The 13265-nt window shown below is 47.8% G+C and carries 13 protein-coding genes; 10 read left to right on the top strand and 3 right to left on the bottom strand.

Annotation, left to right across the window (positions count from 1 at the left end):
• The 7 genes from GMA8713_RS13975 to GMA8713_RS14000 all read left to right on the top strand — a co-directional run.
• The coding region (locus tag GMA8713_RS13975; RefSeq protein ID WP_062705098.1) for an IS3 family transposase at positions 1-539 on the top strand (539 nt) is incomplete at its 5' end.
• A gap of 81 nt (positions 540-620) precedes the next feature.
• Positions 621-794, top strand: a complete 174-nt coding sequence (locus GMA8713_RS26805; RefSeq protein ID WP_198159511.1) for a DUF2730 family protein — start codon at positions 621-623, stop codon at positions 792-794.
• Positions 791-1087 (top strand): VpaChn25_0724 family phage protein, encoded by a 297-nt coding sequence (locus GMA8713_RS13980; RefSeq protein WP_062710933.1) that lies wholly within the window; start codon positions 791-793, stop codon positions 1085-1087. The genes GMA8713_RS26805 and GMA8713_RS13980 overlap by 4 nt, the downstream gene beginning before the upstream one ends.
• Position 1088: 1 nt before the next feature.
• Positions 1089-1667 carry a DUF3486 family protein gene (locus GMA8713_RS13985; protein WP_062710936.1) on the top strand — a complete coding sequence of 193 codons (579 nt, stop codon included), beginning with the start codon at positions 1089-1091 and terminating at the stop codon, positions 1665-1667.
• A complete protein-coding gene (locus GMA8713_RS27350) occupies positions 1664-3250 on the top strand; it encodes a hypothetical protein (RefSeq protein ID WP_062710938.1) in 1587 nt (528 codons plus the stop codon). Before GMA8713_RS13985 ends, GMA8713_RS27350 begins: the two co-directional genes overlap by 4 nt.
• Positions 3251-3259: 9 nt before the next feature.
• On the top strand, positions 3260-4816 hold the full coding sequence (locus GMA8713_RS27355) for a DUF935 domain-containing protein (RefSeq protein ID WP_062710941.1): 1557 nt from the start codon (positions 3260-3262) through the stop codon (positions 4814-4816).
• Positions 4809-5564 carry a phage head morphogenesis protein gene (locus GMA8713_RS14000; RefSeq protein WP_062710944.1) on the top strand — a complete coding sequence of 252 codons (756 nt, stop codon included), beginning with the start codon at positions 4809-4811 and terminating at the stop codon, positions 5562-5564. Before GMA8713_RS27355 ends, GMA8713_RS14000 begins: the two co-directional genes overlap by 8 nt.
• A 98-nt stretch (positions 5565-5662) precedes the next feature.
• Here the strand turns inward: GMA8713_RS14000 and hsdR are convergent, their stop codons facing one another.
• Genes hsdR through GMA8713_RS14015 form a run of 3 tightly spaced genes read right to left on the bottom strand, consistent with a single transcriptional unit; the run spans position 5663 to position 10718 of the window.
• Complete coding sequence (gene hsdR / locus GMA8713_RS14005) at positions 5663-8068, bottom strand: EcoAI/FtnUII family type I restriction enzme subunit R (protein ID WP_062710947.1); 2406 nt, start codon at positions 8066-8068, stop codon at positions 5663-5665.
• A gap of 26 nt (positions 8069-8094) precedes the next feature.
• Positions 8095-9270, bottom strand: coding sequence for a restriction endonuclease subunit S (locus GMA8713_RS14010; RefSeq protein WP_062710950.1), 1176 nt, complete (start codon positions 9268-9270; stop codon positions 8095-8097).
• Positions 9270-10718: a class I SAM-dependent DNA methyltransferase gene (locus GMA8713_RS14015; RefSeq protein ID WP_062710954.1), complete on the bottom strand. Its 1449-nt coding sequence runs from the start codon at positions 10716-10718 to the stop codon at positions 9270-9272. The genes GMA8713_RS14010 and GMA8713_RS14015 overlap by 1 nt, the downstream gene beginning before the upstream one ends.
• Positions 10719-10926: 208 nt before the next feature.
• Between GMA8713_RS14015 and GMA8713_RS14020 the strand changes: the two genes are divergently transcribed.
• The 3 genes from GMA8713_RS14020 (at position 10927) to GMA8713_RS14030 (ending at position 13262) form a co-directional block, all read left to right on the top strand.
• Positions 10927-11892 carry a phage protease gene (locus tag GMA8713_RS14020; RefSeq protein ID WP_062710957.1) on the top strand — a complete coding sequence of 322 codons (966 nt, stop codon included), beginning with the start codon at positions 10927-10929 and terminating at the stop codon, positions 11890-11892.
• Positions 11893-11895: 3 nt separating this feature from the next.
• A complete protein-coding gene (locus tag GMA8713_RS14025) occupies positions 11896-12783 on the top strand; it encodes a Mu-like prophage major head subunit gpT family protein (protein ID WP_062710959.1) in 888 nt (295 codons plus the stop codon).
• A 65-nt stretch (positions 12784-12848) separates the two neighbouring features.
• Complete coding sequence (locus GMA8713_RS14030; protein WP_157515618.1) at positions 12849-13262, top strand: hypothetical protein; 414 nt, start codon at positions 12849-12851, stop codon at positions 13260-13262.
• Positions 13263-13265 lie beyond the last annotated feature (3 nt).

A 13265-nucleotide genomic window follows, 5' to 3' on the forward strand; every position in this document is an offset into this window, starting at 1 on the left:
ACAAAGCACACAAGGTTTATCCCTACCTGCTGCGTGATATCGATGTCACTTATCCAAACCAAGCTTGGGCGATTGACATCACGTACATCCCCATGGCGAAGGGGTTCCTGTATCTGGTGGCCATTATCGACTGGTATAGCCGCAAAGTACTGGCTTGGCGCTTGTCGAATACGATGGATACAAGCTTTTGCATTGAGGCTCTCGAAGACGCACTGCAACACTACGGGCCGCCCGATATCTTCAATTCAGATCAAGGCAGCCAGTTTACTAGCGCTGAGTTTACTCAGAGATTAATCGACCATGATGTACGGATAAGCATGGATGGGAAAGGACGCTGGGTCGACAACGTGTTCATCGAGCGATTATGGCGTAGCTTGAAATATGAGGAGGTTTACTTAAAAGCCTATACCACCCCCCGAGAAGCTGAACTTGAAATCGGCCACTACATGGTGTTCTATAACGAAGAGCGTAACCATCAGGGACTCAATGACCTTACTCCTGATGAAGCCTACTTCGGCAGGCAAAGATACGCAGCATGAGCGGGATCAAACACTTAAAAAATTAGCTTGTGTGTCCAACCAATGGGGTCCACTTCTCACACCCAATTGGCATCGAGCCATGTGGCGCTGCAACAACACGTCGAAAAGCTGCCCGACCACGACGAGATATCGGGTCTCAAACTCAGCATTGAAAAGCTGCGTGGGGACATTCGGGAAATACGCCCCAAGCTCGAAGGGCTCGACCGCATCAGCAACCTGCTGCTTGAAAACGAACTCAAGGAAAAGAACGGATGACATTGCACACATTGCTACAACAAGACCGCCGCTTGGTGATGTTGCGCGTCCTGAATGAAATGCCAGGCTACGAGGCCAACGATTCAATCATTGATTCTGCCCTCGATGCCTACGGCCACAATGTCAGCCGCGATTTGGTGCGCACCGAGTTAAGCTGGCTCGCTGAGCAGCAATTGGTGACGCTGCGCGATGTCGCAGGCACCCAAGTGGCACGCATTACCCAGCGCGGCATAGATATCGCATTAGGCCAAGCCAATCACCCTGATATAAAACGCCCACGCCCAGGGGAATAACATGACGGAGACTGCGCACACCAAAAACCGCATAAGCAAAATAGACCAATTGCCGGACGACATTAAAACCCAACTCAATATCTTGCTGCGTGAGGGCAAAATGCCACAAACGGCAATCCGCGAACAAATTAATGCGCTCATTGATGAATTTGACCTGCCCGAAGACCAGAAAATAAGCCGCAATGGGTTAAGCCGTTATTCGCAGAGTTTTCATAAAGGCATGGCGCGTTATCAGCAAGCGCAGCAGCTGACCCAACAATGGGTTAAACAATTTGGGGAAACACCTCAAACCGACATTGCCCGCAGCCTGATTGAAATTGGGAAAAGCCAGATATTCGATATTCAGATGAAAGCGCTGGAAGAGAACGAACCGCTCGACCCTAAAACCCTTTCAGTGTTATCGCTGGCCATTAAGCGTTTGCAGGAAGCGCAAAGCGGCAGCGTGAAACTCGAAAAGGAAATTCGAAAACAAGCGATGGAAGAAGCAGCAAGCACCGCAGAGAAAACCGCCAAAACCTTGGGCCTCACCAAAGAGGGGGCCACCACGATTCGTAATCAAATATTGGGGTTATCATCATGATGATGAAAGATGAGCGTTCCCCCGTTGCCGCTGCTGTTTCACACCTTCATTATCAGTACGACAATAATGAAGTCTTATTGCCCTACCAAAAATATTGGATAGAGGATGACTCGCCACTCAAGATTGCAGAGAAATCCCGTCGAACCGGTATCACTTGGGCCGAAGCCTGTGATGCTTCGCTGACCACGTCAAAAAGTAAAACCCATGGCGGGTGTCATCATTTCTATGTCGGCTCGAATAAAGAAATGGCGCGCGAGTTTATTGATGCGGTCGCGATGTGGGCCAAAGCCTTTGATAAAGCCGCTGGCGAAATATGCGAAGAAGTCATCGAGGAAGAAGACAAAGACATTCTCACCTACGTCATTTATTTCGCGTCCGGCTTTAAAGTCCAAGCCCTCTCATCTAACCCGTCAAACCTTCGCGGCATGCAAGGCAATGTGACCATTGATGAAGCCGCCTTTCATGAACGCTTGGCCGAAGTATTAAAAGCCGCGCTCGCATTAACCATGTGGGGCTGCAAAGTTCGTCTTATTTCCACCCATAACGGCACAGAGAATCAATTCAATGAACTGATTCAACAAAGCCGCGCGGGTAAAAAAGATTACAGCGTCCACACCATTACCTTGAGTGATGCCTGTTGTGATGGGTTATATCAGCGTATTTGCCAAGTAAGTAGCAAGACATGGAGCCAGGAAGAGGAAGACCATTGGATTGCAGGCTTATTAAAAGCCACGGCCACCGAAGAAGATGCATTAGAAGAATATTTCTGTGTGCCTAAATCTGGCTCGGGCGTGTATATCCCGCGCAGTTATCGCGAGCGCGCTGCCGTGCTCGAAAATAACGTGGTGCATTTTAATGGCTCTGCAGCCTTTAACGCCTTGCCCGAACGGTTACGCGCAATGGACATGGCCGAATGGTTAGAGCAAAACGTTAAAACTCTGCTTGATGATTTACCCACACACCTTCGCCATACCCTTGGGGAAGACTTTGCCCGCTCGGGCGATTTAACCGTCTTTGCCCCGTGTACTGTATTGCAAAATACCCAACGGCAAATCCCTTTTTTGGTTGAACTGTTTAATGTGCCGTTTAAACAACAAGAACAAGTGCTGTATTACATTGCCGACCGCCTGCCCCGTCGTGATGGCATCAAACTCGATGCCCGAGGCAATGGCCAATATTTGGCCGAGCAAGCGGCAGAGAAATACGGGGCGGAAGTGGAACAGGTAATGTTATCGACGGCCTATTACCGCGAGAACATGCCGAGTTTTAAAGCCGCCTTTGAAGATGACGAATTACAAATGCCAAAGAACGAGGATGTCATTAATGACTTCTCGTCTATCCAAATGATTCGCGGCGTGCCAAGCATTGATGATGCCCGCACAAAATCTGCAGACGGTCATCAACGCCACGGGGATTCCGCGATTGCGATTTTTCTGGCCTACCTCGCCTCAAAAGAAGAATGCCGCCGCTATGAATTGCACCGCATTGTAGAAGCCGAAAACAACCGCAACCTGCACGAAGACACCCGCCGCCAGTTCACTCACACCCGTGGCCTCAAAGGCATGCGCGGTGGCCTGCTTTAGGAGATCGCCATGATAATCAACCCCACTACAAATAAGCCGTTTACTCGGCAAGAAAAAGAGGAACTGCAGGCACACCATAGCCGTGCCCATGTCACCAGTGTGCGCCGCCCCATGGCGACCCATTCGATAGCCAGTTATCTCACCCCCGCGCGCCTGGCCAATGTGCTGCGCAATGCCATCAACGGCCAAGCGGAAGATTACTTTGTGTTGGCAGAAGAAATGGAAGAGCGCGACACCCATTACCGCTCGGTGCTGTCTACGCGTAAACTCGCCGCCGCCTCATTAAGCCCAACGGTAGAAGCAGCCAGCGATGACGAACAAGACCAGGCACTCGCAGAAGCGGTGCGCCAGCTGCTGCGCCACCCTCAGTGGGAAGATTGTGTGTTTGATTTGCTCGATGGTATCGGCAAAGGCATTGGCCTGGTCGAAATGCTGTGGGATACCACCGACACGCCTTGGCAGCCTTACGAGTACAAATGGGTAGACCCGCGCTTTATTCGTTTGGACGAGGATACGCAGAGCGAACTGCGCTTAGTCACCGATGACAACCCAAGCGACGGCGAACCCTTGGCCCCGAATAAATACCTGGTTCACTTGCCGCGCATGAAGTCCGGCCATTGGCTTCGCGCGGGCCTCGCCCGTGTGGTGGCCGTGATGTATATGCTCAAATCCTTCACGGTCAGAGATTGGTGGGCCTTCGCTGAAGTGTTTGGCATGCCCATTCGTGTGGGGAAATACCACAGTAATGCCTCTGATGAAGACATACGTACCCTGATTAACGCCATTGCAACCATCGCCAGTGATGCTGGCGCGGCCATTCCCGAATCCATGCAAATCGAGATGGTGGAAACCGCCAAGGGCAGTGGCGGCGATACCCTGTTTGAGAACATGGCCGAGTGGGCCGACCGCCAGATTTCCAAAACCGTGCTCGGCCAAACCATGACCACGGATGACGGCTCAAGCCAAAGCCAAGCGAAAGTGCATAACGAAGTGCGCCAAGACATCATCAACTGGGATGCCCGCCAGTTGGCCAACACCTTAAACGCTCACCTCGTCAAACCCTTCATCGACATGAACTGGGGGCCGCAAAAACAGTACCCGCGCATCATCATCAAGCTCGAAGAAAGCGAGGACATTAAAGCCTGGGTGGAGGCGATTACCCCTCTTATAGATAGAGGGATGAAAGTCCAAGCCTCCGAGGTGCGTGACCGTGTTGGTCTGTCTGACCCTGAAGACGATGGCGAATTGCTGCATGCCGTGAACAATCAACCTATCGATACACCCGCGCTCAACCGCCAGCAGCTGGCGCTCAATCGCGCCCTGCCCGCCATCGATACCGAAGCGGAAATAGATGAACTGGTGAACAGTGGCTTAAACGAATGGGAAGCAGTGAGCGCCCCCATACTGAACCCCATCTTGGACGCCGCCAAACAGGCTGACAGTTTCGAGGCGTTTAACCTGGCTTTAAACGATATCGCGAGCGAACTCGATGCCAGCGCCTTTGCCGAACAGCTGGCCGCCCTGTGCTGGCAAGCCCGCGCCTTGGGAGATGTGAGCGATGGATAATGACATCATCCCTGCAGAAGCCTTGGCTTACCTGAAAGCCAAAGGGTTAAAAGTGGGCTTTCATCATGCCGACGTGTGGAAGGATGAACACAACGCCGCCTTCACCGTGGCCAAGATGATGCAGCTCGACATGCTCGACGATGTCAAAGTGGCACTGGCCACCGCACTCGAAGAAGGCCAAACCTTTAAACAGTTCGCCGAAAGCCTCAAACCCTACCTAATACAAAAAGGATGGTGGGGCGAGCAGCTGGCCCGTGACCCGCTTGATGGGGATATCAAAGCGGTAAAGCTTGGCAGTGATGCGCGTTTAAAAACCATTTACCGCACCAACATGCGCACCGCCCGCGCGGCAGGTCAATGGGAACGCATCGAGCGCACCAAAGCCACCCACCCTTTTTTGCTGTATGAACTGGGGCCAAGTCGCGAACACCGAAAAGATCACCAAGCCTGGGCGGGGATCATTCTCCCTTCCGACCACCCTTGGTGGCAAACCCACATGCCGCCCAATGGTTGGGGCTGTAAATGCAGAGTGCGCCAACTGAGCCAACGCGAAGCAAACAGGCTGATTGCGTCAGGGCAATACAGCACCCATGCGCCAGCACTTGAAGAAAGGGATTGGCTGAACAAACGAACGGGAGAAGTTGAGCGCGTACCGAAAGGCATCGACCCTGGTTGGAACTACAACCCAGGGAGCCGACAAAATGAACTCGACAGGCAATTTCAGAAAAAGCAACAGGAGGCGCGCTAAGCGCCTCTTTGTTGTTCAGTGATGCAGTTGGGTGGGTGGTGAGTGTTTAAACGATTATGGCGAGATTTAAACGAGTGTTAAACAGTCAATTCAGTCGCTCAACTGCTATAAAGATGTTTTTGAAAACCTAAAAAAGTATCTCTAATCACTGCGGTAGAACCAAACAAATCTACGGCATCTTTCGGTGTCTTGTATTTCAAAGTCAACAGACTTGGCATCTTCTTAGGAAGAAGTTCACCTTCGCCATCTTGAATGTACTTACCTAAAATAAAGTTGATAAAGTCTTGCTGATTGTTATCTGTAAATACAGTATCGATTATCGCCTTAGCATCAGCTACGCGAGTAGCACGAGATTTGGTTTCAGCCGCATAAGCAACATATGCAAGCACATCATAAACATCACTATTTTCTGCATCGATTAGCTCTTTCATCGCACCAAGCTTCTCTGAATCATATCCATGCTCAGCCAAATTTAATAGTAGTTGTTCTCGTGTTGTGGCATCCGACCAGATTTCACGAAGTCTATCTTCATTTTCAAAAAACTTAGGCAAGTCATCAAACATTAACTGCATAAACTCATGAGCTGTTATTGGCTTGTCGCCATGCCAATACATTACAGAGCTAATATGCTTGATAGAGCGTTCTTTACCATCACTAAGCTTAATCTTAACTTTCTTTTTCTTTTCACAAATACACGTTAGCGCACCACAATCTTTACATGGTTTAGGTTCTGGTTTTTCACAAGCACAAGGTTGCTGACCACATTTATCACATGGTTTACCTCCGCCACGAGGCTTTGGCTCTTCAGGCTCTAGTGGCTCACCATCCCAATCTGGATCAGCAAAATTATGATAGGCCTTTACAAAGTCGTAGATAGTGAAATAGTCTTTACCGTCAAAAACACGAGTTCCTCGCCCAACGATTTGCTTAAACTCAATCATGTTTTTACATTCACGCATCAGAACAATGTTACGTACATTTCGGGCATCAACTCCCGTAGATAGCTTGCGTGAAGTCGTTAAAATGGTAGGAATAGATTTTTCGTTGTCTTGAAATACCTTAAGATCGGTTTCACCTGCTTTACCATCATCAGCAGTAACTCGAACGCAATAAGATGGGTTACTTGTCCAGCCTTTATACACCGCATATTTATTGATGAAATCACGCACCATCCCAGCGTGCTCTTGAGTGGCGCAGAACACGATGGTTTTCTCTTTAGGGTTAAATTTATCCATCCAATAATGCACTCGTTTTTTTTCACGGGCAGGGATGGTAATAATGCGGTTGAAATCACCTTCTTTGTATACACGCCCTTCTTCAGGCTCTCCATCAATGATGACACCATCGCCTTTGGTATAGATGTATTCATCCATAGTGCCAACGATAGGCAACACTTTAAATGGTGTTAAAAAGCCATCATTAATGCCTTCTTTTAGGGTGTAGCTATAAACAGGTTCACCAAAATATTTATAAGTATCCGTGTTATCTTTTCGCTTTGGCGTAGCGGTTAAGCCTAGCTGAACTGCTGATTCAAAATACTCTAGAACACCGCGCCATGAACTTTCATCTTTCGCACCGCCACGGTGACACTCATCAATCATAATGAAATCAAAGAAGTCTGATGGGTACTCGCCAAAGTAAGGAGCATCTTCACCATTCTCATCTTTGCCCGACATGAATGTTTGGAAAATAGTGAAGAAAATAGAACCGTTCTTAGGAACTCTACCTGCCTTTTTTACTTCTTTTGGGTCTATTCGAATGATAGCGTCTTCAGAAAATGGTGAGAATGAATTGAACGCTTGGTCTGCAAGAATATTACGGTCGGCAAGGAACAAGATTCGTGGACGACGAACCGCCTTAGAAATATCCGTTTGAGATACTTTTGACCATCGAGAGTAAAACAGCTTCCATGCAAGTTGGAATGCAATGAACGTTTTACCCGTTCCCGTAGCCAGTGTTAACAGGATCCTATCGTCGCCCTTTGCTATTGCTTCTAGGGCATTGTTGATTGCGTTTTCTTGGTAGTAACGAGCCGTCCAGCTACCACCTTTTGTTTCAAAAGGCACATCAGAAAAGCGTTGCCGCCATTCAGCGGCACAGCCAGAATCAGTAAAGGTCAATTTCCATAATTCTTCAGGACTAAGGTATCTATCAACTAACTTTTGTCCACCTGTAACCATGTCTATTTGGTAGATATCATGACCATTAGTAGCATAGGCAATTCTACATTGAAGACGAGTCGCATAGTCGATAGCCTGTCGTACCCCTTCGGTATAAGACAAAGACTCTTTCTTTGCCTCAACAACACCCAGTTTTTTACCTTTGTACTCTAAGACGTAGTCAGACGAAACTTTAGTGCCACGCTTACCACCATTCATGATACGACCTGGGCAGATAACCTCACGGCGAATATAGCTATGTTCAATGCTACCCCAGCCACACCTTGCTAGCATCGGATCAATAAAGTCAGCACGGGTATCGGCTTCGGTTCTTTGTGAGGTCATAGTTATTGCTTCCCCTGATCTAAGCGCTATAGCTTGCCACTAAAAGCTTGCTGTAACACTGATTGCTTAAGTTCATCTAATGCTTTGATTTTATTTGTATACACTAGCTTTAATCGGGAGGTCTCATTTTTTATAAAGGCAACTTGATCAATTAGTTTTCTTTGCTCTTCAATACTAGGAAGAACAAGAGGTAACTCTTTAATAATTCCCATATTTAACCCAGCCATAATAGCTCCTTTAGCTCTAATTAAAAGATATTTTCTAGCTATTGGATGGTGCAAGAAATAAATATGCAAGTACTCTGGTAAGCACTTACTTTGATCTAATGTAATACAGCAAATATGTTTAGTATTAATTGTTTTTGGTATGTCATCAGGAACGATTGCGCACCGACCACATGTTCCCATTATAGTAATTAATACATCTTTTGGCTTAACCTCAAATTTTGATAACTCTTCAAATTTCTCAGGTGTTATAAATCGCTGCCCCCCCCACTTAAACTCGTTATTAACAGTGTTATCAATCCCCAAAACGGCAATTCCGTTATCAACAATCTCCTTCTTTAACAACTGACTACCAAAGGGGCCAGTTCTCATCGACCCTTTCTCTTTTTTTGCAGCATCAAGCACAGTGCAGTTCGGTTTAGTGTGCTTGGAGAAAATAGAGTTCTGACAGAAAGACTCAAACAGCTCCCCAGTATTTTCTAGGTTTTTTTCTGCATTCTGCTTTGCTTTTTTGATATCAGAAAAAATGGCATCTAACTTGGAAACTATTTGTTTTTGAACTTCTAGAGTAGGCAGGCTAATACGAATGGATTCAATTTGCTTTTTATTAATTGAATTGAAAACCGCACCATCACTACCAATAAGGTTTTTTTGGATAGACAGTAGGAAAAAATATAGAAATGATTGATCGATATGCTTGGCTCGAATCGCAGCTAACCCTCGACCTATACAAATTTCTTCTGTCGCAATATTTATTGGACCAACAGGTGCTCGAACAGACATTAAAATATCACCGTCAAGCGCGATTTTAGTTACCTTTGATGTCCACTTAACAGGCGGTTTCAGGTACTTATCACCATATTCTTTTTTACCTTGATAAAAGGGTAAACCTATACGATCGGTATTATAATACTTCCCTTCAGGACTTTGTCCTGCAACAACCTCACAAACATCAATTAATTTTTTAACTTGCCACATTACAGCAACCCTCGAACACTCATAAGAATTGCTTCACTCTCTTTATCGAGAGTCATTATTTCCTCTATGATTTCAGATGTCTTACGAAGTGGTGCTTCTTCTTCGACATTAGGATTTTTTATGCTTAGGTCAAAACTAGCATCAAGGCCTCCTATATCAAGAGACCAAGATTTGTATGAATCTGAAAACGTCTTTTGAAGTGCAACGAAATCTTTTAGGTCATTATCGTTCAGTGGGTTAGTTTTTCCCATTTTACGACCTGGATCTAATTCGTAAAACCATGTTTTTTGAGTTGCCGACCCTTTTTCAAAGAACAAGACAACTGTTTTCACCCCTGCTCCAATAAATGTCCCTGCTGGACAATCCAATACCGTATGCAAGTTACAGTTTTCCAAAAGCTCTTTACGTAAAGCGATGGCTGCATTATCTGTATTCGATAAGAAGGTATTTTTGATAACGACAGCGCCACGACCGCCTGCTCTTAGTTTTTTGATAAAGTGCTGTAAGAACAAGAAAGCCGTTTCACCCGTTTTGATCGGGAAGTTTTGCTGAACCTCAGCACGCTCTTTACCACCAAAAGGTGGGTTGGCTAGGATAATATCGTGGCGTTCACTATCTTGAATATCAGCAATATTTTCAGCTAACGTGTTGGTATGAATGACATTTGGTGCTTCAATACCATGAAGTATCATGTTCATTATTGCGATGACATAAGCTAATGATTTTTTCTCTTTCGCATAGAAAGTTTCATTTTGCAGCGTATCAAGATCTTGAGTGGATAGACCCTCTTTTTTGCTTAGGTAATCAAATGCCTCACATAAGAAGCCTGCTGAACCTGCTGCGCCATCGTAAATGGTTTCACCAATTTTAGGCTGTACAACATCGATCATGGCGCGGATTAATGGACGAGGTGTATAGTATTCACCACCATTGCGACCAGCGTTCCCCATGTTCTTGATCTTGGTTTCGTATAGGTGCGATAGCTCATGCTTTTCTTCTTGAGAACGGAATCGAAGCTCATCGACTTTTTCTAGGCAGTCACGTAGTGCGTAACCACTTTGGATTTTGTTTTTGATCTCACCAAAGATCTCACCGATTTTATATTCGATAGTATCTGGGCTTTCTGCTCGTTGTTTGAAACCTTTTAGGTAATGGAAGAGTTTGTTATCGACAAACTCCATCAAATCGTCACCGATAAGAGCGTTGTCGTAATCAAACTCACCATCTACCTTAGGCGCAGCCCATGAAGACCAACGATACTCTTCATCAATTATGTATTGGTAATCTTCAAACATCAGCTCGGCATTGATCTTCTTGTCTTGTTCTAAGTCATCAAGGTACTTAAGAAATAGCATCCAAGATGTTTGCTCTGTGTAATCAAGTTCCGAAGAACATCCAGAGTCTTTATGCAGAATATCATCAATATTTTTAAAGGTTTGTTCGAACATTGTTAACGCTCTGAGTTGAAGGAAATCCACATCTATAATACATTTTTTCAGACAACCAAACCAATAGTTCTAAAACCCATCAAACACAGAAAATGGTCAAATCGTCCGCTTTATAAACAACTACAAACAACCACCGCCGTAAATCTCACCCAACCCCCTATCCACTTATTCTGGCCTCTACCGTTTACCCAAAACGCAGGCCAACACAATGCCAGACACAACCCAAACACGACACCTAGCGCTCTGTTTCCAACTGCCTTCACAGCAAAGCGATACAAGTGAGCGCTGGCTAGAGCTCATCCCCGCAGGCACCTTTGCAGGCATCGATGGCCGCCGTTGGTCAAATGCTTCCCCCGATTCCGTCGTTCTCAACTCTGCCGCCTCTACGCCCTGGGACATTGAGCACGCCACCCACATTAAAGGCCCTCAGGGTGAAGAAGCTCCCGCGTATGGCTGGGTAGAAGAATATGACGTGCGTGACGGCGCTATTTGGGGCCGTGTTGCCTTTAACCGTGAAGGCATGGACATCATTGCCGAACGCAAATACCGCTATTACTCCCCTGCTTTTTTGCACGATGCCCAAGGCAACGTGACCGCGATTGAATCCGTGGGCTTTACCAACAAACCCAACTTGACCGAACTCCCTGCCCTTAATCGACAACAACAGGAGCAACACCCCATGACACTCTCTGCCCCTCTCGCTGCAGCGCTGTCGCTCAACCCTGCCACAGCAACTGACGCCGATGCAGTTACCGCGATTGATGCACTCAAATCTGATGCGCAGCTGGCGCTTAACCGCGCCGAACAACCCGACCTGAAAAAGTTTGTGCCCGTCGAAACCCATCAACTGGCCTTAAACCGCGCCGAAGCGGCAGAAGGCGAATTGAAAGCCCAGCAAGACGCGGAAACCGAAGCCGTGATTGATGACGCCATCGCCGAAGGCAAGATTGCGCCTGCGAATAAAGCCGCGTTCCTGTCGATGTGTCGCAGTGACCGCGAAGGCTTCGACCGCTTTTTGGCCTCGGCTCCCAAGGTTGCGAGCGATGAAAGCCGCCACACCCAGTCACCCAAAGGCCACGCCAAGCTCGATGAACACGAGCTCGCCATGTGCCGCAAATTACACCTCACCCAAGACCAATTCTTGGCCGCCAAAAACGCCCAACAGGAGCAGTAATCAATGCCACAGTCACAATCTGAAATCCTTCAAAACCTGTTCACGGGCATGAGCGCGTCTTACACCCAAGGACTCGACAGCGCGAGCCCTCAATGGCAAGAAATCGCTACCGAAGTGCCAAGCTCAACCTCTGCCAACAACTATGGCTGGCTTGCCGACATTCCTGGCATTCAAGAATGGGTCGGTGAACGCCAATTGGCCGACATCGGCAAACACGGGTACGCCATCGAGAACAAAACGTGGGAAACCTCCATCAAGGTCAAACGTGAAGACGTGGACGACGATCAAATTGGCATGTATTCCGTGCTCGCCAAGAACTTCGGTTTTCAGGTGGCGCTGTTTCCTGACGAACTGTCCTACGGGCTGTTAAAGGCAGGCTTTGAAACCCAATGTTTTGATGGTCAGTACTTCTTTGACACAGACCACCCTATGGGCGACGACACCTATTCCAACATCGTTGGCGTGCCTACCTCGACGGGCGAACCATGGTTCTTAATTGATGATACCCAAGTGCTCAAACCCATCATCTACCAACACCGCCGCCCGTTCGTGTTCAAGAACATGAACCCCAATGAAGAGTTCACCTGGTTCAATAACGCACTCGCTGCAGGCACCGATGGCCGTTCAAACGTGGGCTTTGGTTTCTGGCAAACCGCCGTGGGCTCGAAAGCAGCGCTGACCGAATCTAATTACGAAAAGGCCATTGAAGCACTGTCCGGCACCAAGAAAAACAACGGCACCCCGCTTGGCATTCGCCCCACCAAATTGGTGGTCGGCCCGCGCAACCGCGCGGCGGCGAAGAAGCTCATCAATGTGGCTATCCAAGGCGGTGGCGGCAGCAACCCCTATTTCGAAGACGTAAAAGTGGTTGTGAGCCCGTACCTCGGGTAACCACCTAACCCACTCGCACTGGCCGCAAGGCGGCCTTTGCCCCTTTGTATTTTGAGGATGAAACAGTGACCGATGTTCCTAAGCCAACCGCGTCAACCAAAACGCCACGTACTGGCAGCAATAAAAAAGCCACTGACACCGCAAACACCGACACTGCGCAAGTTGCTGGCACTGCCGCTGCGCCATCGCAATCGGATAGCGCGCCAAGCGGCCTAAACACCCATGAAACCATCACGACAAGCCTTGAAGGCACGCCCTTTGTTGCCGTGTTCGTCAAAGCTGTCTCTGTCGATGGGTTCTGGCGCTGTGGCCGCTTTTGGCCCCACGCAGGCGTGCAAGTGTATGCGGTTGACGACCCAACCACCGCCCACGCGCAACACGATGCCGATGTGTTTGTTGATATGGCAGCGCTTGAACGCATTGAGCTTGAGCCCTTACTTGTGGTTTCACGCCTGCAAACAGACGAAAAGGAAGCCTAAGCC

It is taken from the genome of Grimontia marina (assembly GCF_900060185.1).
GTDB classification, from domain to species: Bacteria; Pseudomonadota; Gammaproteobacteria; order Enterobacterales; family Vibrionaceae; genus Enterovibrio; species Enterovibrio marinus.